The sequence below is a fragment of the Stutzerimonas sp. genome (assembly GCF_982611455.1).
The window spans coordinates 132048-157516 of record NZ_CEXBBO010000006.1 but is presented as its reverse complement, the minus strand read 5'-3'; the positions used below and the strand labels follow the sequence as shown (position 1 = coordinate 157516).

The 25469-nt window shown below is 59.4% G+C and carries 22 protein-coding genes; 11 read left to right on the top strand and 11 right to left on the bottom strand.

Features of this window, described 5'->3' with window-relative positions; genetic code table 11:
* Positions 1-205 precede the first annotated feature (205 nt).
* Positions 206-2827 (top strand): LuxR C-terminal-related transcriptional regulator, encoded by a 2622-nt coding sequence (locus tag AC2LD7_RS06140; RefSeq protein WP_484596938.1) that lies wholly within the window; start codon positions 206-208, stop codon positions 2825-2827.
* 159 nt (positions 2828-2986) lie between these two features.
* On the opposite strand, the gene AC2LD7_RS06135 is transcribed toward AC2LD7_RS06140, so the two are convergent.
* The 4 genes from AC2LD7_RS06135 to AC2LD7_RS06120 all read right to left on the bottom strand — a co-directional run bounded on the left by AC2LD7_RS06135 (position 2987) and on the right by AC2LD7_RS06120 (position 4796).
* Positions 2987-3256: a DUF3509 domain-containing protein gene (locus AC2LD7_RS06135; protein ID WP_484596937.1), complete on the bottom strand. Its 270-nt coding sequence runs from the start codon at positions 3254-3256 to the stop codon at positions 2987-2989.
* Positions 3257-3386: 130 nt separating this feature from the next.
* Complete coding sequence (locus tag AC2LD7_RS06130) at positions 3387-3650, bottom strand: YebG family protein (protein ID WP_484596936.1); 264 nt, start codon at positions 3648-3650, stop codon at positions 3387-3389.
* 100 nt (positions 3651-3750) lie between these two features.
* Entirely contained in the window at positions 3751-4215 is a 465-nt protein-coding gene (locus tag AC2LD7_RS06125) for a multidrug transporter (protein WP_484596935.1), read from the bottom strand.
* Between the two features lie 119 nt (positions 4216-4334).
* Positions 4335-4796: a DciA family protein gene (locus AC2LD7_RS06120; protein WP_484596934.1), complete on the bottom strand. Its 462-nt coding sequence runs from the start codon at positions 4794-4796 to the stop codon at positions 4335-4337.
* Positions 4797-5116: 320 nt separating this feature from the next.
* Here AC2LD7_RS06120 and secA point away from each other — a divergent pair, with 320 nt between their 5' ends.
* The 7 genes from secA to AC2LD7_RS06085 all read left to right on the top strand — a co-directional run bounded on the left by secA (position 5117) and on the right by AC2LD7_RS06085 (position 14813).
* Positions 5117-7861 (top strand): preprotein translocase subunit SecA, encoded by a 2745-nt coding sequence (gene secA, locus AC2LD7_RS06115; RefSeq protein WP_484596933.1) that lies wholly within the window; start codon positions 5117-5119, stop codon positions 7859-7861.
* Between the two features lie 110 nt (positions 7862-7971).
* On the top strand, positions 7972-9189 hold the full coding sequence (gene argJ / locus AC2LD7_RS06110) for a bifunctional glutamate N-acetyltransferase/amino-acid acetyltransferase ArgJ (protein WP_484596932.1): 1218 nt from the start codon (positions 7972-7974) through the stop codon (positions 9187-9189).
* Positions 9190-9292: 103 nt separating this feature from the next.
* Complete coding sequence (locus AC2LD7_RS06105; protein WP_484596931.1) at positions 9293-10234, top strand: Nudix family hydrolase; 942 nt, start codon at positions 9293-9295, stop codon at positions 10232-10234.
* Positions 10235-10455: 221 nt separating this feature from the next.
* The gene (gene ahpC / locus AC2LD7_RS06100; protein ID WP_484596930.1) at positions 10456-11019 is read left to right on the top strand and encodes an alkyl hydroperoxide reductase subunit C; all 564 of its coding nucleotides are present in this window, start codon (positions 10456-10458) and stop codon (positions 11017-11019) included.
* Between the two features lie 118 nt (positions 11020-11137).
* Positions 11138-12703, top strand: a complete 1566-nt coding sequence (ahpF, locus tag AC2LD7_RS06095; RefSeq protein WP_484596929.1) for an alkyl hydroperoxide reductase subunit F — start codon at positions 11138-11140, stop codon at positions 12701-12703.
* Positions 12704-12928: 225 nt separating this feature from the next.
* A complete protein-coding gene (locus AC2LD7_RS06090) occupies positions 12929-14050 on the top strand; it encodes a DUF3182 family protein (RefSeq protein ID WP_484596928.1) in 1122 nt (373 codons plus the stop codon).
* Positions 14037-14813, top strand: coding sequence for an alpha/beta hydrolase family protein (locus tag AC2LD7_RS06085; protein WP_484596927.1), 777 nt, complete (start codon positions 14037-14039; stop codon positions 14811-14813). Before AC2LD7_RS06090 ends, AC2LD7_RS06085 begins: the two co-directional genes overlap by 14 nt.
* Here AC2LD7_RS06085 and AC2LD7_RS06080 read toward each other — a convergent pair.
* From AC2LD7_RS06080 to AC2LD7_RS06060, 5 genes are read right to left on the bottom strand one after another with little or no spacing between them, the layout of a single operon-like run.
* Positions 14810-15835, bottom strand: a complete 1026-nt coding sequence (locus AC2LD7_RS06080) for an ion transporter (protein WP_484596926.1) — start codon at positions 15833-15835, stop codon at positions 14810-14812. The two genes, AC2LD7_RS06085 and AC2LD7_RS06080, sit on opposite strands and share 4 nt — an antisense overlap.
* Positions 15828-16418, bottom strand: a complete 591-nt coding sequence (locus AC2LD7_RS06075; RefSeq protein WP_484596925.1) for a cob(I)yrinic acid a,c-diamide adenosyltransferase — start codon at positions 16416-16418, stop codon at positions 15828-15830. The genes AC2LD7_RS06080 and AC2LD7_RS06075 overlap by 8 nt, the downstream gene beginning before the upstream one ends.
* 15 nt (positions 16419-16433) lie before the next feature.
* Entirely contained in the window at positions 16434-18449 is a 2016-nt protein-coding gene (locus AC2LD7_RS06070; protein ID WP_484596924.1) for a sensor histidine kinase, read from the bottom strand.
* A 42-nt stretch (positions 18450-18491) separates the two neighbouring features.
* Complete coding sequence (locus AC2LD7_RS06065) at positions 18492-19403, bottom strand: putative 2-dehydropantoate 2-reductase (protein ID WP_484596947.1); 912 nt, start codon at positions 19401-19403, stop codon at positions 18492-18494.
* A gap of 5 nt (positions 19404-19408) precedes the next feature.
* Positions 19409-20374: a GGDEF domain-containing response regulator gene (locus AC2LD7_RS06060; protein ID WP_484596923.1), complete on the bottom strand. Its 966-nt coding sequence runs from the start codon at positions 20372-20374 to the stop codon at positions 19409-19411.
* 149 nt (positions 20375-20523) lie between these two features.
* Between AC2LD7_RS06060 and AC2LD7_RS06055 the strand changes: the two genes are divergently transcribed.
* Positions 20524-21003, top strand: a complete 480-nt coding sequence (locus AC2LD7_RS06055; protein ID WP_484596922.1) for a YajQ family cyclic di-GMP-binding protein — start codon at positions 20524-20526, stop codon at positions 21001-21003.
* Positions 21004-21093: 90 nt separating this feature from the next.
* The gene (locus AC2LD7_RS06050) at positions 21094-21918 is read left to right on the top strand and encodes a mechanosensitive ion channel family protein (RefSeq protein WP_484596921.1); all 825 of its coding nucleotides are present in this window, start codon (positions 21094-21096) and stop codon (positions 21916-21918) included.
* Positions 21919-22136: 218 nt separating this feature from the next.
* Here the strand turns inward: AC2LD7_RS06050 and AC2LD7_RS06045 are convergent, their stop codons facing one another.
* Both AC2LD7_RS06045 and AC2LD7_RS06040 read right to left on the bottom strand, forming a co-directional pair.
* A complete protein-coding gene (locus AC2LD7_RS06045) occupies positions 22137-23837 on the bottom strand; it encodes an AmpG family muropeptide MFS transporter (protein WP_484596920.1) in 1701 nt (566 codons plus the stop codon).
* A 34-nt stretch (positions 23838-23871) separates the two neighbouring features.
* Positions 23872-24231, bottom strand: coding sequence for an MGMT family protein (locus AC2LD7_RS06040; RefSeq protein WP_484596919.1), 360 nt, complete (start codon positions 24229-24231; stop codon positions 23872-23874).
* A 147-nt stretch (positions 24232-24378) separates the two neighbouring features.
* Here AC2LD7_RS06040 and AC2LD7_RS06035 point away from each other — a divergent pair, with 147 nt between their 5' ends.
* Entirely contained in the window at positions 24379-25383 is a 1005-nt protein-coding gene (locus tag AC2LD7_RS06035; RefSeq protein WP_484596918.1) for a DUF481 domain-containing protein, read from the top strand.
* Positions 25384-25469 lie beyond the last annotated feature (86 nt).

Below are 25469 nucleotides of genomic sequence, written 5' to 3'. Positions count from 1 at the left end.
TGATACTTTTTAGCCATCAGTTAGGCCGGGTATCGGGTCGAACAGTCTTTGTCTGTTTCTGCGAGTCGACAAAAGTTGCCGAATCGTGCAGCGTGGTCACGCATAAGCGCACCGATACGACTCAGGCAAGCCGGATCCCGGTGGGGCCTTAGCGGCTGCGCATTGCGCTCCTCAATGGACTGACACGAATAAGAGAAACCTCGCTATGTCCGTACGCTTCAACCCTGGTGTGATCAGCACAGAAGCCGCCGCGCAGGTTCAGGTTGCGACTATTCCCCGTCTTCCTCCAGTGCATGTTCCCAGGCCGCGGCTGGTCGATGCTTTACTCGAGGCTCGTTGCCGACTGCGTTTAATCTGCGCCCCGGCTGGTTTTGGCAAGAGCGTGCTGATGAACGAGTGCGCCCGACTGGTGCCTGCCGATACCTATCTCGTCTGGCTCGATCTGGGCGGCCGACCTTTCTCCGCCGAAGCGCTTTATTTCCAGCTGAGTCGATTCCTGACGGGTTCGTCCCCACCGATCGGAGACGTACAGCAAGACCTCATTAACCTATTGAATGGTTTTCAGCGACCGCTGTGGATCATGTTGGACGATTACCCGCGAGACGCAACTACCGAGCTCGATGCCTGTCTCGACATGCTTCTCGAACAAGGTCCCGAATCCCTCAGCTGGTGGGTCAGCAGCCGACGGCAACCCGCATGGAAATTACCCAGACTTTTGCTGCAAGGCGATCTTTTTGAATTAGAAGCAGAGGCGCTGGCACTGACCGCCGGTGAGCTTAGACAGATACTCAAGGCGCATCGTCTGGACCTTGCTGACGATACCTTCAAGCAATTATTGGCGGGTAGCGAGGGGTGGCTGGCCGGCGTCAGCTTGTTGCTACTCAACGCGGATGAACAGGCTGTGCGCGAGCGGTTGGTGGCGGGGACCCCATTGCTCAAGGATTACGTTCAGCGTGAGGTGCTTGAAGGGCAGGGTGAAGATGTTCGCCGAGCCCTGTTCGCGCTGGCGCGCATGCCACGTTTTTCACCGCAGCTTTGTGAGCACGTGCTCGACGGGATCGGCAGCGACATCCTTGATGTCCTGAAAACCTTCCAACTGTTCATCCGCCAGATCGACAACTGCGGTGAATGGTTTCGCCTGTGGCGTCCGCTAACCCTGATGTTGCAGCGCATGCCGGAAGCGGTATCGCCGACCCAGACCCATTTGCGCGCATGTCAATGGTTCGCCAATCGCGGCGAGATGCGCGAGGCGGTGGAGCATGCTCTATGGGCGGGGCAACCAGAGGTCGCAGCCAATTTCCTGCAACGCTACGGGCAGGAACAATTGCTCATCGGCGATAATGTCTCGCATTTCATGAAGTGGCGTAGCGAGCTGCCGCAGGATCTGTTCAATAGCACGACTCGGCTGATTGTCCTGCATGGTTGGGCGCTGATTATTTCCGCCCGGCTCGATGAAGTAGACGATTGTCTTGCAGATCTTGCGAAATTTTTTCCCCAGCCCGACGCCCGGCGTCAGGCGCAGTTGCTGGCCCAGTGGCAGGCATTGCGCGGATTCCTTGCGCGACTGCGTGGCGAGCCGGAGGCCAGAAACTATTGTCTCCAGGCGCTGGAAGTTTTGTCGGATCACGCCTGGGCGCAGCGCGTGCTCTGCTATCAGGCCCTGTCTCAACAGGCCATGGCCGAAAGCCAACTCGAACTGGCTCAGCAATACAACAGCGAAGGAATGAAACTGGCTCGGCTCAAGGGCAGCGTGCTCTACGAAGCGATGCTCAACGTCGACCGAATCCAGTTGCTCGAGCTCACCGGAGAGTTCGAGCGAGCCGTGGGCGTTCTCGAAGAATCGCTCATGGTGTTACGCGATAGCGTCAAACATAGCCCGATCATCGGCCGGTTGAAGCTGCTGCAAGGTCACTTACTGGCGTATCAAGGCCTCGACGAGCCGGCCCGTGAGGCTTATCAGCAGGGGCGAATCGAGACCGAAACCTGCGGCGATTCCTATGTGTTTTTTGGCTACGCCGGATTGGCGGAACTGGCGGCGCGCAACCAGGAATTCCCAACGGCCTATCATTGGTTGCGTGAGGCTGAGCGGCTGACCCAGTGGCGGCACGTCCCGGAGGCGCGTTTCCGCGGCATTCTCCCGCTTATTACCGCCCTGACTTGGCTGCATCAGGGGCAGCTGAAAAAAGCCCGAGCCGTTTTCATTCAAATGGTGGAGCTATACGAGGGGCAAGCGTATCTGGCTCCCTCCGGCTTTTACGAGTTGCTGCCACGTGTTCAGCGCTACCTTGCGGTGATCGATTCTCTTTCTGGGCGTTGCTCATTGGCCATCGAGACGTTACGCGAACTGATCGAGCAGAATCTTCGTGCGCAGCGTCTGGGCTTGGCTTGTGAGTGTCGATTTACGCTTGCAGAGGCGCTTCAACTGGAAGGCCGACATGACGAGGCAGAGCTGGAGTTACGCAAGGCTCTGGGCGAGGCTGCCAGGCAGCACCTGGTCAAGCCGCTGTACGAACTTCAGCATCGCCAGCCGCAATGGCTCGCCAGGATGCTGCCTGCCGGCAAAGGTGAAAGTCTGCGTGATCGGCTCCTGCAGTTCGAGCGCGAGCCCGAAGAGCCACTTGCTCCAGGCGATGAGGTGATTCTGAGCAATCGTGAGCTTACGGTGTTGCGTCTCATCGCGCAGGGCTGCTCGAATCAGGAAATCGCCGAGCAGCTCTTTATTTCGCTGCACACGGTCAAGACCCATGCGCGGCGCATCAATACCAAACTGGGAGTGGCTAGACGTACCCAGGCGGTGGCCCGCGCCAAGGCCCTGGCCTGGCTCTGAGTGCAGATGGCTGGCAACCTGCCGAGATCGGAAAGGATGAGACGCAAAAGAAAGCTGTGCGCAGAGCAACACCGTCGCCCGCGAAGATAATGATTGGCAGTCAGTTACCGAATGGCCTCGCTCGGGGTTGCCGTGGCCGGCATGCAATCAGGCCGGACGTTACTGAACGGTCGGATGCGAATGCTTGGTCAGCAGATGGGAGCTGGGTTGTCCGCCGCGTTCGATCGCGAGGCTGAACTGCAGGCTGGTGATCAGTCGTTCGAGTTGTTGCTGATCCCGCCATTGATTGGCGCTGATGAAACGCTTGACCGCCACGCCAGCAGAGTCGGTCAGGGTCAGCAGAATACTGCCGTCAGGCTTCTCGATACTGAAGTTGACGCTGTAGCCTGGTTGAAATACATCGCTGATCTTTTTGAATGGACTTTCCATGCCGGTTACCTGATTGGAAGACTGCTACCAATGGACCGAATGAGGAATAACTAGTTTCGCCCGCTGGGCCTTTAGCTGTGGTGGGAAGGAAGCAGTGCCGAGCGGATATCGGCGCTGCAATGTTCTCCAATCAGGACGCCTCGGTCGAGCCCGGTAGCTCCGCCAACGCCTCGGGATTGCTCTTGAACGCTTTGGCGAACAGATCCCGATGTCTAGCCATGAAGATGCCGATATCGTCGGCCTGCTGTTCGCTCAGCGACGGCGAAGCCTTCTGCAATGCTGCGGCCAAGGCTTCGGCCAGTTCGAGCATTTTGTCGTGACGATCGGCTTCGGCTTTATCCATGAACAAACGCTCCAGGTCCCGGCTGCTGCGGTACACCACTTCGACGGCCATCTACCACCTCGGCTCAATTGAATTAATACTACTGGTTTTTTATACAGCTTAAGCTGCTTGGCTGGGAATGGAAAGCGCTGTGTCGTCTCGAATATTGCTCTCAGTTGGCGAAGTGGCCTTGAAGTCGTTCTGCCTGAAATTCAAGGCTGCTGCTGCGGTATCCGGAGCGTAATGGCGGTACGGGCGCGCAAGACTCCCAGCGCTCGCCGGGTTGCAGGTCGCCCGGTCCACGGTAGTGCGGTGCATCGTAGCTCGAACCCACCAGGTTCAGGCTGGAGCCGGGTGAGTAGGCGGCGACTTCCCAGCGCAGGCTTCGCAAGGCGTGTGAACTATGATTGTCGAGCGTGATGTGCAGCGGCTGCGCGGCTGGGCAGTCGCCAGGTGCGTAGGTCAGCCGCAACTCGAGTTGGGCAAGTAGATGTTCTTCGCGCTGTTCCTGCCAGATTACCCACGCAGCGACCAGCCCCAGGCCGAGTAGCGCGCCCAGCGAAATCGGAACCGCGCGAATGGGATAGCGGATCAGCAGGATTATCCAGGTGGCGATCAGCAGGGCGCCGATCAGCATGTCGGGTTGCCTCTCATATGCATCGATACCTCGATCTCGATGAGCTCAGCGAACATCCTAACGCTGGCATAGACGGGTTGCGACTGCGCGAATATCAATCGCAAGCCGGGTGGTCCCGGTCAATCTTCTGCGGCTGGCTTGGCGTGGCTGGCGAGCCGCTCAAGCGCGGCCTTGAGTTTGGGGTCCGTAATGCCTCGCGCGGTTTCCTGGATGTTGTCCGCCGCGCGCATGGAGAGTTCCGGTGAAGGTCCAGGCTTGTGTCGGGGTGCCTCGGGAGGCTGAACCTTGAACAGGATTCGGCTTAGGCCGGTGAATTCTTCCATGTTCTGCAACTGGCGTTGCAGTCGACGTTGCTGATAGCGCAAGCGCGTCGCCCAATGGCCATCAGTCACGATGAGCAGCAGGCTGCCTTCGCGCCAGGACGCGACATGGCAATGCTCACGCGCCGCGGGTTGCAGCTGGCTCTCGACCAATTGCTGCAGGCGATCGAGCCGTCTCGCTTCGCCGAACAGGGCTTTCAGCGGCTTTGCCTCGCGCAGCAGCGCAGCGGGCGCTCGGGCTGGCAATGGGCGCAACGACATAGTGACGACTCGGTATAAATGGTGAGCCGTTATGTTAGCAGAAGCATCTGAAGACTCTGCGCTCGCGCTCGTTGGATGTACGACAGGCAAGAGGTCTTGTCGCACCACGTTCGAAGCTGAATTGAAGATGCTGGCAGATCGCCCATATTGGTCTTGGCGTGTGACTGCCGGGTCGGCAGGTTTGCAGTGGCGCTGGTTGCCGTAGCTGCGCAGCAGGCACCTTTCCTCTCAGGCGTTTCCGAGTAGAATGCCCCCTTTGCACGCAGCCGTGGTGGCCCTGCGGCCGTGCCTCCATCCCCAGCATGGAAGTCTTTGTCGATATGTTTGCGCCTTTAATGAAGAAGCTCTTTGGTAGTAAGAATGAGCGTGAAGTCAAGCGCATGCTCAAGGCGGTTCAGTCCGTCAATGCGCTCGAAGAGCAGATGGTGTCGCTCTCCGATGAGCAACTGCGAAGCAAGACCGAAGAGTTCAAGGCCCGCCTCGGCCAAGGCGAGACCCTCGACCAGATTCTTCCCGAAGCCTTCGCGGTTTGCCGCGAAGCCGGCAAGCGCGTGATGGGTATGCGTCACTTCGATGTGCAGCTGATCGGGGGCATGACCCTGCACGAAGGCAAGATCGCCGAGATGCGTACTGGTGAAGGCAAGACCCTGGTAGCGACGCTTGCGGTTTATCTCAACGCACTCGCTGGCAAGGGCGTTCACGTGGTGACGGTGAACGACTACCTGGCGCGTCGCGACGCCAACTGGATGCGTCCGTTGTATGAGTTTCTCGGACTGACGTTGGGCATCGTCACGCCGTTCCAGCCGCCGGAAGAGAAGCGTGCCGCTTATGCCGCGGACATCACCTATGGAACTAACAACGAGTTCGGTTTCGATTATCTGCGCGACAACATGGCGTTCAGTCTCGAGGAAAAGAACCAGCGGGAACTCAATTTCGCGGTGATCGACGAAGTGGACTCGATCCTCATCGACGAAGCGCGGACCCCGCTGATCATCTCCGGTCAGGCCGAAGACAGCTCCAAGCTGTATCAGCAGATCAATCAGCTGATTCCGATGCTCAAGCAGCACATCGAGGAAGAAGAAGGCGTCGTCACCCAGGAAGGTCATTTCAGCATCGACGAAAAGACCCGGCAGGTCGAATTGAACGAGCAGGGCCACCAGTTCGTCGAGGAAATGCTGACCCGCGCCACGCTATTGGCCGAAGGCGAAAGCCTTTATTCGGCGCATAATCTTGGGCTGCTGACGCACGTCTATTCCAGCCTGCGTGCGCACAAGCTGTTCCATCGCAACGTCGAGTACATCGTGCAGAACAACCAGGTGTTGCTGATCGACGAGCACACCGGTCGGACCATGCCGGGCCGCCGTCTTTCCGAAGGGCTGCACCAGGCCATCGAGGCGAAGGAAGGGCTGCCGATCCAGCCTGAAAGCCAGACCCTGGCGTCGACCACCTTCCAGAACTATTTCCGCCTGTACAACAAGCTTTCGGGGATGACTGGCACCGCCGATACCGAAGCCTTCGAGTTCATGCAGATCTACAACCTGCCGGTGATGGTCATCCCGACCAACAAGCCGCTGGCGCGTAAGGACTACAACGACCTGGTTTATCTGACCCAGGAAGAAAAGTTCTCGGCGATCATTGGCGACATCAAGGATTGCCAGAACAATGGCCGTCCGGTTCTGGTGGGTACTGCGACCATCGAGAGCTCTGAATACGTGTCGCGCCTGCTGGAAAAAGAAGGCATCGAGCACAAGGTGCTCAACGCCAAGCACCACGATAAGGAAGCCGAGATCATCGCCCAGGCCGGTCGTCCTGGCGCGGTCACCATCGCCACCAATATGGCCGGTCGCGGTACCGACATCCTGCTGGGCGGCAACTGGGAAGTCGAAGTCGCGGCGCTCGAAAATTCATCAGACGAGCAGGTTGCGCAGATCAAGGCCGATTGGCAAAAGCGCCACCAGGCCGTACTCGAAGCGGGCGGGCTGCATGTAATCGCTTCCGAACGTCACGAATCGCGTCGCATCGACAATCAGCTGCGTGGTCGCGCCGGTCGTCAGGGCGATGCCGGCTCGAGCCGTTTCTATCTGTCTTTGGAAGACAGCCTGATGCGTATCTTCGCCTCGGACCGGGTGAAGAACTTCATGAAGGCGCTGGGCATGGAGTCCGGCGAGGCCATCGAGCATCGCATGGTCACCAATGCCATTGAAAAGGCTCAGCGCAAGGTCGAGGGCCGCAACTTCGATATGCGCAAGCAACTGCTCGAATACGACGATGTCGCCAACGAGCAGCGCAAGGTCATCTATCACATGCGTAACAGTCTGTTGGCTGCCGATGAAATCGGCGAGACCATTGCCGAGTTCCGCCGTGAAGCGCTCGACTACGCCATCAGCCAACATATTCCGCCGCAATCGCTGCCGGAACAGTGGGACATCGCCGGGCTCGAAGCGGTGCTCTACAGCGACTTCGGTACCCGTCTGCCAGTTCAGCAGTGGCTCGACGAAGACGAAAAGCTCTACGAGGAAACCCTGCGCGAACGCATTCTGCAATCCTTGATCGATGCCTACGGAGAAAAGGAAGAGATGGCCGGCGCCGAGGCGCTGCGCACCTTCGAAAAGCAAATCGTGCTGCGCGTGCTCGACGATCTGTGGAAGGACCATCTGTCGACCATGGACCATTTACGGCATGGTATCCATCTACGCGGTTACGCCCAGAAAAATCCGAAGCAGGAGTACAAACGCGAGTCCTTCACGCTGTTCCAGGATTTGCTCGAATCCATCAAGCGCGACGCGATTCGTGTGCTTTCCCATGTCCAGGTGCGCCGCGAGGATCCTGTAGAAGAAGAACAGCGCCTGCGCCGCGAAGCCGAGGCACTGGCTCAGCGTATGCAGTTCCAACATGCCGAGGTTTCGCCGCTGGACCAGTCGGAAGATGAGCCCGAGGCCGAGGCCGAGGGTGGCGTGGCCGCCGCCGCGGCGCCCGTGCGTACCGAGCAGAAGATCGGGCGCAACGAGCCTTGCCCCTGTGGCTCTGGCAAGAAATACAAACATTGTCATGGGCAGGTTCAATAACCGAAGCCGCCTGTACTGACTCGCGCCGCGACCGGCATAGCCGCTCGCGGCGTTTTGCTCCCTGATTTCCATGGCCGAAGGCCATCCAACCCTTTCATAGGAGTGCATCAATGGCTGTCGGTCTTGGTCCTTTACCTACACTGCACCCGGTACCCGGTTTCGAACTCGGCATCGCTTCGGCCGGCATCAAGCGGCCGGGGCGCAAGGACGTCGTCGTGATGCGCTGTGCGGAAGGTTCGACGATCGCTGGCGTGTTCACGCTCAACGCTTTCTGCGCTGCGCCGGTCATTCTTGCCAAGCAGCGCGCGCAGGGAACCGTCCGCTATTTGCTGACCAATACCGGCAATGCCAACGCCGGTACTGGCGAGCCGGGCATGCAGGCAGCGATTCGCAGCTGTGCCAGCCTGGCCAAGCTGGCAGGCGTCGAGGAAAAATCCATCCTGCCGTTTTCCACTGGCGTGATCGGCGAGCCATTGCCGGTGGAGAAAATCGAGGCGGCGTTACCGGCGGCCCTGGCTGATCTGGACGAAAACCATTGGGCCGAAGCGGCTACCGGCATCATGACTACCGATACCCTGCCAAAGGGCGCCAGCCGGCAATTCGAACATCAGGGCGTTACCGTCACGGTTACCGGTATCTCAAAAGGCGCCGGTATGATCCGCCCGAACATGGCGACCATGCTTGGTTACATCGCGACCGACGCCAAAGTCGCCCAGGCTGTGCTGCAGGACCTGATGCGCGATGCGGCGAATAAATCCTTCAACCGCATCACCATCGATGGCGACACTTCCACCAACGATTGCTGCATGCTGGTTGCGACCGGCCAGGCCGGTTTGCCGGAGATCACTGAAGCCCGTGGCGAGCTTTTCTCCAAGCTCAAGCAGGCGGTGTTCGAGGTAAGCATGGAGGTCGCGCAATCCATCGTGCGTGATGGCGAGGGCGCGACCAAGTTCGTCACGGTTATGGTCAATGGCGGCAAGAATCATCAGGAATGCCTTGATGTCGGTTACGCCGTCGCGCATTCACCGCTGATCAAGACCGCACTGTTCGCCTCCGATCCGAACTGGGGCCGCATTCTCGCAGCGGTTGGCCGCGCCGGGGTGCCCGAACTGGATGTCAGCAAGATCGATGTCTATTTGGGTTCGGTCTGTATCGCCAGTAAAGGTGGCCGCTCACCGAGCTATACGGAAGAGCAGGGGGCTGCGGTAATGGCCGAGGAAGAGATCGAGATCCGTATTGAGCTGGGGCGCGGTACCTGCAGCGAGACCATCTGGACGACCGATCTGTCACACGAGTATGTGCGCATCAACGCTGAATATAGGACCTAAAAACAACTTGAGGCCTTAAGCTGAAAGCTTGAAGGAAGAGAGTGACAGGTCGTGCAGGCTGCCCCGGAAACTTGCTTCCAGCTTCCAGCTTTTAATTCTTATCATGAACCGAATCCATGTTGCCGCCGCGGTGGTCCGTTCCACCGACGGCCTCGTGCTAATTGCCAAGCGACCGCTCGACAAGCACCAAGGCGGACTCTGGGAATTTCCCGGAGGCAAGGTCGAGGCCGGCGAAACCGTCGAAGCCGCCCTGACGCGTGAGTTGCAGGAAGAGTTGGGTATTGTGGTCACCGAAGCTCGCCCGCTGATTCAGGTGCGCCACGATTATCCGGACAAGCAGGTTTTGCTGGATGTCTGGGAAGTGTTGGCGTTCTCCGGCGAGCCGCACGGCGCAGAGGGTCAGCCGCTGGTATGGGCGGAGCCTGCGGAGTTGTCGGGCTACAGCTTTCCGGCGGCGAACCGGCCGATCATCGCTGCAGCGCGTTTGCCGGATCGCTACTTGATTACTCCTGACGACCTTTCCCCGCAGCAACTGTTGAGCGGATTGGCCTTGGCACTGGATACCGGCATTAAGCTGATTCAGTTGCGAGCGCCATCCCTGTCTCTCCCCGATTATCGATCCGTGGCAGCTGACGTTATGGAGCTGTGTACCGGACGCGCCCAGCTGATGCTGAAGGGGCCGTTGGAATGGGTGGGCGAGTTTCCGGCAGCCGGTTGGCATCTGACAGGTGAGCAGTTGCGACAGCATGCCGGACGAGGCAGACCAGTTCCGGTCGGGCAGTGGCTCGCAGCCTCCTGCCATAATGCCGCTGAGCTGGATTTGGCTATGACAATGGGGGTCGATTTCATTACGCTCTCACCGGTGCTGCGTACCGCCACTCATCCCGAGGCATCGCCCTTGGGGTGGGCACGTGCCGCTGAATTGCTGTTAGGCTTCAACCAGCCTGCTTATCTGTTGGGTGGTGTTGGCCCCTCCGATCTCGAAAAGGCCTTGCGCGCGGGTGGTCAGGGCATCGCAGCCATCCGGGCGTTCTGGCCGCAGTGAGACGGTTTCGGCTTTATTGACGTTTGGCATCGTTGCGGCACGAGAGCCCTGCTCCGAATTGCCCGTCGATGACGTTGTCGTATTCGATGTCGTTGCAAGTCGAGAAATATTGCAGCGATAGCTAAAATATATCGCTGCTATTTTCTCAATCAATTAACCATATGCGACCAGCTGCGTTATCGTAGCCACCGTTAAATTTTGAATCCCAAAGGAGTTAGTAGATGTCTCTGATCAACACCCAAGTCCAGCCGTTCAAGGTCAACGCTTTTCACAATGGTGAGTTCATCGAAGTCACCGAAGAGTCCCTGAAGGGCAAGTGGTCGGTACTTATCTTCATGCCAGCAGCCTTCACCTTCAACTGCCCGACCGAGATCGAAGACGCTGCCAACAGCTATGCCGAATTCCAGAAGGCCGGTACCGAGGTGTACATCGTCACCACCGATACTCACTTCTCGCACAAAGTTTGGCACGAGACTTCCCCTGCTGTGGGCAAGGCTCAGTTCCCGCTGATCGGTGACCCGACTCACCAGTTGACCAACGCCTTCGGCGTACACATCGCTGAAGAAGGTCTGGCGCTACGCGGCACGTTCCTGATCAACCCGGAAGGCGTGATCAAGACCGTTGAAATCCACTCCAACGAAATCGCCCGCGACGTCAGCGAAACCCTGCGCAAGCTGAAAGCTGCCCAGTACACCGCCGCGCATCCGGGCGAAGTTTGCCCAGCCAAGTGGAAAGAAGGCGAGAAGACCCTGGCTCCATCGCTGGATCTGGTCGGCAAAATCTAAGCCCGCCTTGCCTGCGTAGGGGCTGTAACCCGGCCTCTATCGCCCAACGCCTGGATGAGATTTATCCAGGCGTTTTATTTTCTAAATTTTGATTTTGACTAATGGGGTACCGCTGCTCATGTTGGACACCAATCTCAAAACCCAGTTGAAAACCTATCTGGAAAAGGTCACTCAGCCGTTCGAGATCGTCGCGTCCCTCGATGACGGCGAGAAATCCCAGGAAATGCTCGTTCTGCTGGAAGATATCACCAGCCTGTGCGACAAGATCACGCTGCGCACCGATGGCGATGATGCTCGTCGACCGTCGTTCGCACTCAACCGTATCGGTGGCAACATCAGCCTGCGTTTTGCCGGCATCCCGATGGGCCACGAATTCACCTCGCTGGTGCTCGCCCTGCTGCAGGTCGGCGGTCATCCATCGAAGACCGCGGCGGACGTGATCGAACAGATCAAGAATGTCGACGGCGAATACCACTTCGAAACCTACTTCTCGCTGTCCTGCCAGAACTGCCCGGACGTCGTCCAGGCGCTGAACCTGATGGCCGTGCTCAACCCGAACATCCACCACGTCGCCATCGACGGCGCGCTGTTCCAGGACGAGGTCGAGCGCCGTCAGATCATGTCGGTGCCGAGCATCTACCTCAACGGCGAGCTGTTCGGCCAGGGCCGCATGGGCGAAGCAGAAATCCTTGCCAAGCTCGACACCGGGTCCTCGGCGCGTGACGCCGAAAAGCTCAGCGCCAAGGATGCCTTCGACGTGCTCGTCGTTGGCGGAGGCCCGGCCGGCGCGGCAGCGGCTATTTACGCCGCGCGCAAGGGCATCCGCACCGGTGTCGCCGCCGAGCGCTTCGGCGGTCAGGTGCTCGACACCATGGCCATCGAGAACTTCATTTCGGTTAATGAAACCGAAGGTCCGAAACTGGCCCGTGCGCTGGAAAACCATGTGCGCGAATACGACGTCGACATCATGAACCTGCAGCGAGCGGCAGCCCTGATTCCGGCCTCGACCGAGGGCGGTCTGCACGAGATCAAGCTGGAAAATGGCGGTTCGCTCAAAGCCAAGACGCTGATTCTTGCGACCGGCGCCCGTTGGCGCGAAATGAACGTGCCGGGCGAACAGGACTATCGCGGTCGCGGTGTTGCTTACTGCCCGCACTGCGATGGGCCGTTGTTCAAGGGCAAGCGCGTGGCGGTGATCGGCGGCGGTAACTCCGGCGTGGAAGCGGCCATCGATCTGGCCGGCATCGTCGCCCAGGTGACCTTGCTCGAGTTCGACAGCCAGCTGCGCGCCGATGCCGTGCTGCAGAAGAAGCTTCACAGCCTGCCCAATGTCAGCGTGATTACCAGTGCGCTGACCAGTGAAGTCACGGGCGACGGCCAAAAGGTCAACGGCCTGGTCTACAAGGACCGCAACTCCAGCGAGTTCCACAATCTGGAGCTGGAAGGGATCTTCGTGCAGATCGGCCTCCTGCCCAACACCGACTGGCTGAAAGGCACGGTGGAGCTGACCTCGCGCGGCGAGATCATCGTCGATGCACGGGGCGAGACTTCGCTGCCGGGCATCTTTGCCGCCGGTGACGTCACCACCGTGCCGTACAAGCAGATCGTCATCGCGGTTGGCGAAGGCGCCAAGGCCTCGTTGAGTGCCTTCGACCATCTGATCCGCAGCTCCGTCGAAGCCTGAGTCTGACGGAAACGAAAAGGGGGGAGCAGATTTCGGTCTGCTCCCCTTTTTCGTTTCATCGGTTTTATTGATGTTCGGTCTGGCCGGCTGCAAAGGATAGATAGCGACGCTCCGAGGTCTATCCATTACACCGGATCCGCTTTGGCTCGGGTGGAAACGAGCGAGGAAAGTGGCGATAGCCGCTTCGTCGCACATGTACCAGTAGTCCATGGAGCGAGTCCACCTATGACGAGCGCGGATACGCAAAATCCCCGCGGGGCTGTTGTGACCCTCGCTAACCGACCCAGCGAACCCCACCATGAAAAGGCCGTGCATGAGCAGCTCGCCAGGCGTCTGGCGGAACTGCAAGGGCTCGTTTTCCTCGGCGAGTATGACCGCAACGCCGATTATCCGCGCCAACTGTACTTCGTGCCCTCGGGCACCATCGTTGGCGCAGAGTTGACGCGCGAGCTGCGACTGGAAAGCGAGCGAGATTTGTTCGGCGGTGTCGTGCCGCACGCATTCGTCGAAACCAAGGCGATCACCCATCCGCTGGTGCGGCCTGAGGCCGACTCGCCCATCGGCTGGTCGCGGGATTTCGGCAGGCGGGTCACAGGCAGTGTTCTGCCCGGCTACAGCGTGTTTTCACTGAACGATGCGCGTGAGGCTGGGCGGCGCTTGCTTAACGAGGGAGCACTGCGGCTCAAGCCGGTACGTGCCACCGGTGGTCGCGGACAGGAGCGGGTCAGCACGGTCCAAGCACTCGATCACGCGTTGGAAAATATAGAGGAGACCGAGCTGGCCCAGTACGGTCTGGTCCTCGAAGTCCATCTAGACCATGTGACCACCTTTAGCGTGGGACAGATTCGCGTGGCCGAAAAAACGCTGAGCTACTACGGTACCCAGCGGCTAACGCATGACAATGCAGGCGAAACTGTTTACGGCGGCTCGGATTTGGTACTCATCAAGGGCGATTTCGAGGCCTTGTTGAGTCTTGACTTGCCAGAGAAGACCCGTCTTGCCGTGTCCCAGGCACAAATCTACGACTCAGCCGCGTCGGCCTGTTTCCGCAATTTTTACGCCTCCCGACGCAATTACGATATCGCTCAGGGCATCGATGGCCGAGGGCGCGCCTGCTCCGGCGTGCTGGAGCAGTCCTGGCGAATTGGCGGTGCCGGCAGCGCGGAGATCGCAGCGCTGGAGGCATTCGCGCAAGGCAAGACCGGCACCGTTGTTCGGGCGTCATCGGTTGAGCTCTATGGGGAGTCGACGGTGCCGGAGGGCGCGACGGTGCTGTTTCGCGGCGAAGACGCTGAGGTTGGCTTCATAACCAAGTACGCAATGGTGGAGGATCATGGCAACCCATAGCGAAAGCGTAGACATTCTGGTGGATGACGAGCACATTGCCGGCACCTTTCTGTCGCCTCCGACCAAGCTGCCGGGGGTGCTCTTCGTGCATGGCTGGGGCGGTAGTCAGGAACGCGATCTGACGCGCGCCAGAGGCATCGCTGGCCTCGGCTGCATCTGTCTATCGTTCGATCTGCGCGGCCACGCCCTCACGCTGGCGCAACAGCAGACCGTTACGCGCGAGCAGAACCTGCATGATTTGCTGGCGGCCTACGACCTGCTAGTACAGCACCCGAACATCGATCCATCGGCGATTGCCGTGGTTGGCACCAGCTATGGTGGTTATCTGGCAGCACTGCTCACCTCGCTGCGACCGGTCAAATGGCTGGCGATGCGGGTGCCAGCGCTGTACCGGGACGATGACTGGGCGGTGCCCAAGCGGCAGCTGGATCGCGATCTGCTCAACCAACTGCGCGGCCGGCGAGTCACCGCCGAGGAGAACCGTGCGCTGGCTGCCTGCGCCGAGTTTCGCGGCGACGTCCTGATCGTCGAGTCGGAGCATGATCATCTGGTCCCGCACACTACAATCATGAATTACCGTGCGGCGTTTCAGCAGACGCATTCGCTGACCCATCGCATCATTCTGGGTGCCGATCACGGCTTGACCAACGAGAGATGCCAGAAGGCCTATACCGATATCCTAGTCAGCTGGGCGACTGAAATGGTCGTCGGTGCCCGCATCGATCAGCAGCAAGGCGCCGCGGCTGCGGCCAGATCGTCTTAACCGGGTGGGGTGGGCGGCTGGATCGGACCGACGAAGCGGCTCCAGCGTCGGTCGAGCACTTGCTGCTTGAGCACCTCGATAACGTCCACCAGCAGCTCTTCCAAGGCCAAGTCAGTGTTCTCATCCTGATAGACCCAGGCTTCGAAGAACTCGTCGGCCAGGCTGCGTGCCAGCCGCTGGAATTGCGGACTCTGCAGCCCGTCGGCGGCACCCTGCAGCAGTCGAGCAGCGATATCGGCGAGTGCCTCGTCCAGGGTGTCGGCGACTCGGCCGCCCAATGGTAGGCGGCGTAGGCTGACAACCTCGGGATTGTTCGCCAGAGCCTGGTGAATCAATCCGCCCACATAGCCTTCGATGGCGCCACGGTGATCCCGATAGCCGCTCTCCAGCATCCCTTGCAGGCGCCGTGACAAGTCATTCAGCAAGCGATCCTTGCGCGGCCGCACGACTTCCTGCAGCAAGCGTCGAGATAGATCGTCGCTGGCACCAATCTCCTGCTGCAGGCGACTGAACAGACGCACCATAACCCGGTCCGCAAGCTCCTCCAGCAGCATCAGGTAGTAACGCTTGACCAGCCCGTAGACGGCCCAGCTGCGGATGTCGATCAGGCCCAGCCGCTGAAGCCGGATCAACAAACTGCCAACCCGCAGCACGCGTAACCAGCGGAACCCGCTTAGCGGAATGCAGCCGAGCACGTCATACCAGTGTGCGAAGGGATAGTAGTACCAGCGCGCATAGCGCCGTTCGAACAACGCAACGATCCAGCCGAGGATCACATCGAGAACGAATACCGCGACGAAGCCAAGATCGATCAGCTGGAAGTTGCGGTGGATGACCGTCTCGTACTGATGATGCAGCCCGGGTAACCAGTTGCCGAGCATCTGGTTTATCGGCTGCACGATGAACAGGCTGTCGAACAGGATCAGCCCCAGGTTGATGCAGACCAACAGGACGATGAGCGTTTCCCAGGCGGCGTGCAGCCCGTCGAGGAAGCGGCGTTGGTCTGCGGCGCGTTCAGGCATCGGCTTTGGCGGGCGCGCTGACGGCGTGCCAGAGAATTTCTGCACAGCCCTGGCGGCGCGCGATCAGGCGAGCAGCGACGAATAATAGATCCGATAGGCGATTGAGGTAGGCCAGCCCGACAGGACGCAACGGCTCGATGGCGTTGAGCTGCTGGCAACGTCTCTCGCTGGTGCGCGCCATGCTGCGGCACAGATGGGCGAGGGCGATCAGCCGCGAGCCGCCGGGCATGATGAAATCTTCGAGCGCTCCGAGCTCGGCATTCCAATGATCTATCGCGGCCTCCAAGCGAGCCACCTCGGCTTCCGTCAACGCCTGGTATTCCGGCATCGCCAGTTCACCGCCGAGGTCGAACAGACGGTGCTGGCAGGGGGCCAATACCTCGATCAGCTCAGCCAGTTCCGGCCATTGCACCTGGGCTTCGGCAAGCTCGGCGAGTAGCAGGCCCAGCTGGCTATTGAGCGTATCGATCTCGCCCATGGCTTCGATCCGCGGATGGTCCTTGGGCACGCGACGACCGTCGGCCAGTCCGGTTTGGCCGGTATCCCCGGTGCGGGTGTAGATTTTCGAGAGTCGATTGCCCATCTGCGGTTCCTTGGGTCAGTTGCCGTTAGCCTCGGATGGCGATACCAGCGGCAGACGCAGGGTAAAGGTGGTGCCCTGGTCCGGCCTGCACTGCACTTCCATCTGGCCTTTGTGGTTGTTGGTAATGATGAAATACGAGACGGAAAGTCCCAGCCCGGTTCCCTGACCTACTTCCTTGGTAGTAAAAAAAGGCTCGAAGATCCGCTTGCGAATATGTTCGGGGATACCGACGCCGTTGTCTTCCACCTGGATTTCGGCCCATGGCGGGTTCAGCCGCGTGCGCAGGATGATCTGCCCTCGCGTCCGTTCGGGTTTCTGGTGAATGGCCTGCGCAGCGTTTTTCAGCAGGTTCAGTAACACCTGTTCGAGTTCGTTGCCGATGCAGGGCACGCGATCCAATTGTGGATCGAAGTCTCGGGCGATCTCGATGGAGCGAAAGTCGAAGCTGTCGATCAGGGCGAAGTCGTTGCCGGCAATCTCCAGCGCTTGGTCGATCAGCACGGTCAGTTGGCATTCAGCCAGTTGCCGGTTGCTCAGACGACTAAAACTCAGCATGTGGCTGACGATCTTCGCCGCACGTGAGCCGGCTTGTTGGATGCCGTCGAGCAACTGCGGTATTTCTCGCCGCTGCAGATATTGGTTGACCGCTTCCAGCAATACGCCGGTTTCATCGGCGGCCTCGCGGTTTCGCTCCAGATCCGGAGACAGGCGTCGGCGGATGTTCTGCGCGTTATGCAGGATTGCGCCGAGGGGGTTGTTGATTTCGTGCGCCATGCCGGCGGCCAGGCTGCCCACCGAGAGCATTTTTTCCGACTGCACCATGATCTCTTCCATATTGATGCGCTCGGTGATGTCGTCGATGCGGATCACCACACCGCGACCGCCGCCTCCCATGAGCGGATAGAGCGTCAGGGCGTAATGCCGGGGTTGGTCGTTGAACGTCCAGGTGACGCGCTCGATCTTCTCCACCTGGTGCCGTTCGGATGTACGGCGAATCTGTGTGAGAAAGGGCTTGAGCGGCTCGAAGGCAATGAATACCGGCTGGTTCAGCGCATCGTCGATGGAGGTGCCGGATAGGGCGCTGGCCTGCTGGTTCCACTGGGTCACGTAGAGTTGCTCGTCCAGTGCGATCAGCACTGATGGCATCGAGTCGATGATGCTGTTCAGGTAGTTCTGGAAGCCGGTGAGCTTTTTTTCGATCTTGCTGCGAACCTGGACTTCCAGTTCCAGCTTGCGGTTGGAGTGTCGGGTTTCCTCCGCCAGCCCTTGGGCATGATCGAAGGCGTCCTGGGCATCGTCACGGGCGCGTTTGAGCTGCTGCTCGCGCGCCTCCATGCGTGACAGCATGGTATTGAACGCATCGGCAAGGTGACCGATCTCGTCCTGGTTTCGAGACGTCGCCCGCAACGAATAATCTTCCTCACGCGTGACCTGGCGCGACAGCGCTTCGAGGTCGCGAATCGGGCGGGTGATCAACCGCCGGATCTGTCGGGCGACCAGCACCCAGAGCAGCAGGCTGGCCGCGAGAATTGCGAGGCTGGCGGTCAAGGTGCCGGTGTAAAAGGCGCCAGGTAGTTCGCTACTGGCGACGATCAACAAATGACCCGGAGGTCCTTCCCGTTGTGGCAGCTCGACCAGCAGGTTCGCGCGCATCTCGGTCTTCTGCCATGCCGGAAGGTCACGTATCTGCTGCGGCAGGTCCAGCGGGTCACCGCGATACAGTTGCGCCAGACTTCGGCCCGCATTGTCGTAGATCATGGCTGCACGTAGCGGGGCATAGTCGTTCAGTTTTTGCAGCAGTTCGTTGGCAGCCGTTTCCGATTCGAGAGCACGGTTACTCAGCTCGGGTGTCGCAAATAGCGCGCCGAGAGTATGCATGGCCTGGGGCGCGACGCTCTGACGGGAGATCCAGTAAGCGGCACTGATGAACGCCAAGTTGGAAACCAGCAGTACCGCAGCAAGCAGCACGAGCAGGGCGATCAGCAACTTGCGACCGACCGGGAGATTTTCGAGACGCTGGCGCAGGGTCATGGCAGGCACGGGCGAGGGGTGTTTCAGCAGGGTAGCGGTGCCTCAGTCCGCGGGCAATCCGTGACGGTGCAGGAAAGTTTGCAGCTGCTCCAGCAGCGTGTGCAGCTCGACCGCCGCCAGACCATGCTGCCGAGCCGCCTGGCACGCCTGGCCGAGCAGAAAGCTGATTTCGGTCCGGCGCCCGCTTCGGACGTCCTGATGCATCGACGAGTAATTATTGGCAGTGGCCTCGATTACGCGCAGCACTTCTTCTTCAAGCCCATGGGCCGCGTCATCCTGTTCGCTGGCCTCGAGTATGTCGCTGAGCTCGTTGCAGAGCCTGTGTAACCGTTCGCGATGAGCCTGCAATTCGCCGTTGCGGCAGTCATGCAGAACGGTCAGCGGATTGATCGCGCAATTGAGCGCGAGCTTGCGCCACAGCTTGCCCATGATATCGGCTGTCCAGTCGTACGGAATGCCCGCGGCGGCCAGGTCGTCCAGCCATGACGGTGGGCTTCGATGGTTGGGTTCGCCAAGCCAGTTCTGCCCTCGGCCAGCGTGAACGATCTGGAAATCCTCCTGACGATAGGCGCCTTCAGTACTGGAAACGAAGACGCAGCGACTTTCTGGCCAGCGTGCCGCGATGGCCAGCTGACTGCCCAGGCCGTTCTGCAATAGAAGGATTTCCGATCCATTGACTAGCCGCGGCGCCACCTCTGCGATGGCGGCTTCGGCATCGTAGGCTTTGCAAGCGACCAGCAGCCGCCGTATCGGTGTCGTGGCATTCGGCAGCTCCGCTGGCATTGGATAGGAAGTGGTCACGCCATCTTCGATCAGGCCGAGGCCGCCAGCAGCGCCGTACTCGGCGAATCGTTGCGGGTTACGCAGAATGATTTGCACCGGCACACCGGCGCGAAACAGGCGCGTCGCCCAGAGCCCGCCGAGGCTGCCGACGCCGAGAATGTGCCAGAGCATGGACATCAGGCAGGTTGTTTGTAGCGCAGGGGAACGATGCGCCCCGTGATGTATGCGTCGGATAACAAGGATTCGGCGCGTTCGATTATCAGTCGGGGGTCGGCGGGTAGAGCGTCCGCGTCGAGGCTGACCAGACCGATGCCGGCCCTGACCGAGATGAAGCCTTCGCTGGTCTTGAAGGCCTTGAGGTTCAACCCCTCATGTAAACGTTTGAAGCTGCTTGGCGAGCAACCCTGCAGATCGTCGACCAGGGCAAGCAGGCCGAAGTGGTTGTCATCCAGGCGGGTGAGAATATCCAACGGCCGCACCAGCTGCTGCAGGCGCCGCGCCATACCGCGCAGCAGCTCATGATGGAAGTGCTCGCCGTAGCGCTGTCGCTGGCTGGCGATTTCTGGAAGACCGATCGCCAGGTAGCACAGCGCACCGCCACGGCTTTCGATCTGACGCAGGCTGTCGCCGAGTTTTTGCTTGAGATAGCGTGTGTTGCCGAGACCCGTGACCGGGTCGATCAAGTTGCGCTGCTCCAGGCTGGCGATGTTTTCGGTCAGCAAACGGTTTTCCCGCATCAGTCGCTGCAGAGAGCCACAGATGCGGTCAGCGGCGTAAACCCGTGGCACCAGTTGGTCGTTCATCGCCGATTTGCCAATGAAATCATCCACGCCGTGATCGAACGCCTTGCTCAGCACGTCCTGGCCGTCCCGCCCGGTAAGCAGAATGATGTAGGTGTAGTGATCGGACATCTCGTCCTGCTGGCGCACCTGGCCGGTCAGCTCCAGCCCGTCCATTTCCGGCATCAGCCAGTCGGCGAGCAAAACATTGGTAGGTCGCTGCTCGATCAACTCCAGCGCGGCGCTGGCACTGTTGGCGAAGCGGACATCTTCATAGCCGGCCTTGGACAGGGCGCGACCGATCATCACGCTGGAGAACTTGGCGTCGTCGACCACCAGGATGCTGAGTTGAGGATTGGGCAATTCATGAGCTCGGTGAAAGAAGGAGTTGCCGTAACGCATTGGCGGTCGGGCGTTGTTGGCCTGAACAGTTATAATGATGGCGCATTTGACCCGTCAAGCTAAGCGCGCTGGATCACACCATCGCGCCGTTTTCTATCTGGAGGAAGCCCATGCCCTCGTTCGACGTGGTGTCCGAACTGGACAAGCACGAAGTCACCAATGCCGTCGACAACGCTGTCAAGGAACTGGATCGGCGTTACGATCTGCGCGGTAAAGGCAGTTTCGAGTTCAAGGAACTGACGGTCCACCTGACTGCGGATGCCGATTTCCAACTTGAGCAGATGCTGGAAATCCTCAAACTGAGCCTGGTCAAGCGCAAGATCGATATCCAGTGCCTGGAGTTCAAGGATCCTTTCCCCTCCGGCAAATCGGTCAAGCAGGACGTCATGCTGCGCGAGGGTATCGACAAGGAGCTGGCGAAGAAGATCGTTGCCTATATCAAGGATGCCAAGCTCAAGGTGCAAGCAGCTATCCAGGGTGAACAGGTTCGAGTGACCGGCAAGAAGCGCGACGATCTGCAAGAAGCCATCGCGCTCCTGCGAGCCAAGGATTTCGGCATGCCGCTGCAGTTCAATAATTTCCGCGATTGATTTGACTCTCACGCACGCTAGCGTGCCCTTCCCGCTTTAAACCGAGCGGTCTGCCTGGATCGCTCGGTGCCCCAAAGGAGATTCCTACTGATGGATTTCAGTGTCGATTATCTGGCCGATCTTTCCGAAGCATGGTTGCCGATCGTTCTGCAATACGGTGCTCAGTTATTGCTGGCGCTGGCGACTTTCCTGATTGGCTGGTGGCTGATCAACAAGCTCGTCAGCAAGATCGGCGGCCTGCTACAGCGACGCCAGGTTGATCCTTCGCTGCACGGTTTCATCGAGAGTCTGTCAGGGATCGTACTGAAGATCCTGCTGCTGGTCAGCGTGGCATCGATGATCGGGGTGGAGACGACCTCGTTTATCGCTGTAATCGGTGCGGCCGGTCTGGCCATTGGCCTAGCGCTGCAAGGCAGCCTGGCCAATTTTGCTGGCGGGGTGTTGATCCTGCTGTTTCGCCCGATCCGCGTCGGTGAATGGATCGAGGCCCAGGGCGTGGCCGGGACCGTGCATGCGATCCAGATCTTCCATACGATCCTCAAGTCCGGCGACAACAAGACCATCGTGGTGCCCAACGGCAGCCTGTCCAACGGCCACATCACCAATTATTCCCGCGAACCGCGTCGTCGCGCCGATATCAACATCGGCATCGATTACAGCGCGGACATCAAACTGGCACGCAAGATTCTGTTGGAGATCGCTGATGATGGGCGCGTGCTGCGCGATCCCGAGCCGGTCGTCTTCGTGACAGGGCTGGGCGACAGCTCGGTGAATTTGTCGCTGCGGGTGTGGGTGGCGACCGGTGACTTCTGGCCAGTGACTTTCGAGTTTACCGAGCGGGTGAAGGAACGCTTCGACGAGTCGGGGATCGGCATTCCGTTCCCGCAACGTGTGGTGCATCTGGTCCAGAGTTGAGTCGAGCCAGAACAACGAAGCCGGCAAATCAGACTGTGTGAGAACTACTGCGCTCGGTTATGCCGCGTTAAAAACAGGCTCGGATGCGAGCCCAGTCGGAATGCTCATTTACAGCTCGTAAACTCGAGTGCGAGCCCAGTCCGCTTCCTCGCCTGTTTTTGCCTTGCCTAACCTTCGCTCGCTACGTTTTCACACGGTCTGAAATGCCGGCTTTTTTGTCAGCTTCGCTCGGTGGTGGCCAGCGGATCGGCCATATCTGGCTGCCGACGGCTGCGTGACCACTGCCAGACGATAAGTACCAGGGTTGGCACGCCGAGCAACGCGGTAACCAGAAAGAAATCGCTATAACCGAGGTGCTCCACCATGACACCGGAGTAGCCGCCGAGTAGGCGTGGCAATAGCAGCATCAACGAACTCAGCAAGGCGTATTGGGTGGCCGAGAACTTCAGGTTGGTCAGGCTCGACAGATAGGCGACGAAGGCGGTGGAGGCCAGGCCTCCGCTGAAGTTGTCGCAGGAGATGGTCACGATCAGCATGTTCAGATTGGCGCCCATTTCCACTAGCAGCATGAACATGAGATTGGTTGCCGCGGATGCAACTCCGCCGACGAACAGGATCGGCAGGATGCTGAAACGCACGATCAACAGACCGCCGAACGCCGCACCGAGCAATGTCATGATCAATCCGAACAGCTTGCTGACGCTGGCGATCTGATCCTTGCTAAAGCCTTGGTCGATGTAAAAGACGTTGGCCATGACCCCCATCACCGTGTCGGACATCCGGTACGTGGCAATCAACCCCAGCAACAGCAATGCCTGCCAGCGGTAGCGCAGGATGAAGTCGGTGATCGGTGTCAGGACCGGTCCCATCAGCACCCGACCGGGCCCAGACAGACATCCCCAGCAGATCAGCAGGTACATGGTGCCACGTGGCCAGTAACCGCCCCAGTAGGACTGGAACATGCCGGTGGTCGACACCATCAGGATGATCAGCACAATGACCGATACCGCCTGATGAACGAAATCGAAGCGCGCCGGGCGCTGACGCTGACCGGCTTGATGCAGCATCTGCCGCACCGGAACCAGCAAAGAGCGGCCCCAAGGCGACAGCGAACCGATAATAAACAGTAGATACAGGGTTGCGCGCGGCCAAGCCTGGGCAATCAGGGCGTTGATCATCGCCGGCACGGAAATGAGCAACACCAGCAACAGGCCAACCGCTGCCATCTGGTGGTTGAAACTGAACTTCGAGGGCTCATTGGACAACGGAGCCGCGCCTTGGGGCTCCGGAATCAGCAGGCTGGTGATCAGACCCGGCAGAATCAGCAGAGCGAAGGCAATATAGGTGGTCGCCCAGGCGGTCTGGCTGTATTCGAGGTTGGTCGAGCCTAGCCATTCAGCGAGAAATAGCGCGCCGGCGCTAGCCAGTAGCATGGCGATGCGATAACCGGTCATGTAGCTCGCTGCCAACGTCGCTTGCAGCTTGTCCTCGGCGATTTCCAGGCGGTAGGCATCGATGGCGATGTCCTGGGTCGCCGAGGCGAAGGCGACCGCGACGGCCAGGGCGATCAGCATCGTCAGGTTGTGTTGTGGGTTGCACAGCGCCATTCCGACCAGACCGATGGCAATCACCGCCTGTGACAGCACCAGCCAGGAGCGGCGTCGACCCAGCGCGCCGATCCAGGGCAGGCGCCATTGATCGAGCATCGGCGACCAGACCCACTTGAATGCGTAGGCCAGGCTGATCCAACTGGCAAAACCGATGGTTTCGCGTGATACACCTGCTTCGCGCAGCCATACCGAGAGCGTCGAAAACACCAGGATTGCGGGGAGGCCGGCCGCGAAGCCGAGCACCAGCAAAGTCAGCGAGGCGGGGCTGGCATAGGCGGCGAGGGCGGTGCGCCAGGTTTCACGGGACATATGACAGGACGGAGATAAACATGAAGCGCGCACTCTACCCGCTGTGCTCCGCCCAATGCCAGCCGTGCCGACGTATGTCCACGCGGTCGTTACGGATGGTCAATCCCTCGCCGCGCAGCCGCATGCGCTGTTCGTGCCCGGCGGCGCTGCCGGCTGGCAGGCTTAGGCGACCACCGGCGGCGATCACTCTGTGCCAGGGCAGACGGGTGTCATTGGGTAGTTGCGACATCAATCTGCCGACCCAGCGTGCGGCACGACCGAGCCCTGCCATGGCGGCCAGTTCGCCATAGCTCACGACCTTGCCTTCAGGTATTTGTGCCATGACCAAATAAACCGCCGCGCGACGGGATTCGGCATCAACACCGGGCGGTAACAGAGGCGGTTGCTCAATCATGCTGGACGCTTCCTGTGTACGGTCTGGCTTGCCGGTCAGAACAGCGCATGAACTCAACCTCCATTCAGCGGTCAGTGCTTGCTGTAATTAAAAGCATAGGGATAATGCCAGCCTTTTAAACGCACTTACCCAGAATTTCAGCACTTTATGTTTTCCAAAACTCTTTTTTGCATATCCCTGTCCGTGTTCTCCCTGCCGTCATTTGCCGATACCGTATGGCTGAAAAACGGTGATCGCCTAACCGGCAAGATCAGTGTGCTCGATGGCGGTAAATTGCTTATCGAGACCGATTATGGCGGCTCGATTCCAGTGAAATGGAGCCAGGTCGCGACGCTGGAAAGCAACCAGCAACTGCTCGTCAAGCAGGACGATGTCACAGGCGAAGTGGCGAAATCGCTGCAGGCCGCTGACGATGGGAAGGTCACCCTGAGCAACGGCGGCGCGCCGCGCACGGTTGAGCTGGACAGCATCTCGCAAATCATTCATCCGAAACCGCTGATCCAGGATCTGACTTGGAAGGGCAACGTGGATGTGGCGATGGACTACAAGCGCGCCGAAACCGATACCGACGATTACGACGTATCCTTCGATACCTCGGCGCGTCATGGGCTATGGCGCCACAACGGCACCGCCAATTACAACCGTGAATACAGTAATGGCGTAACCGCGACGGACAACTGGGACGCCGAATACGCACTGGATCGTTTTATCGACGAGAACTGGTTCTGGCAGGGCCGCTTCGAGTACAAGCGCGACAAGATCGAAGATGTACGCCGCCAACGCACCTTGGGTACCGGCCCGGGTTATCAGTTCTGGGACAACGAGCTGGGCGCCTTCTCCCTAGCGTCGCTGATCAATCGTAGCGATTACGAGTTTGCCAACGGTGATAAAGAAAACTTCTATTCGCTGGCGATGAAGTGGGACTACAACCGCTACCTGGTGGGCAAGACGTTCGAGCTGTTCAGCAATGGCGAAATCGGTAAGCCGCTGGAAAACGTAGCGGATTACGAGTTCGATGCGGAAATCGGCCTGCGTTACAAGGTTACCGACTGGGCATCGCTCAACATGAAGGCTGAAAAAGACATTGTCAGCGGCGCGGAAAGCAACCTCGACGAAACCCATTACAGCATCGGTTTCGGGGTGGGCTGGTAAAAGCGGCTGCAGGCTGCAGGCAAAGGCAAATCGTATGGGCGCGACCCATATGCTCTTGCCTGAAGCCTGAAGCCTGAAGCGTCTGT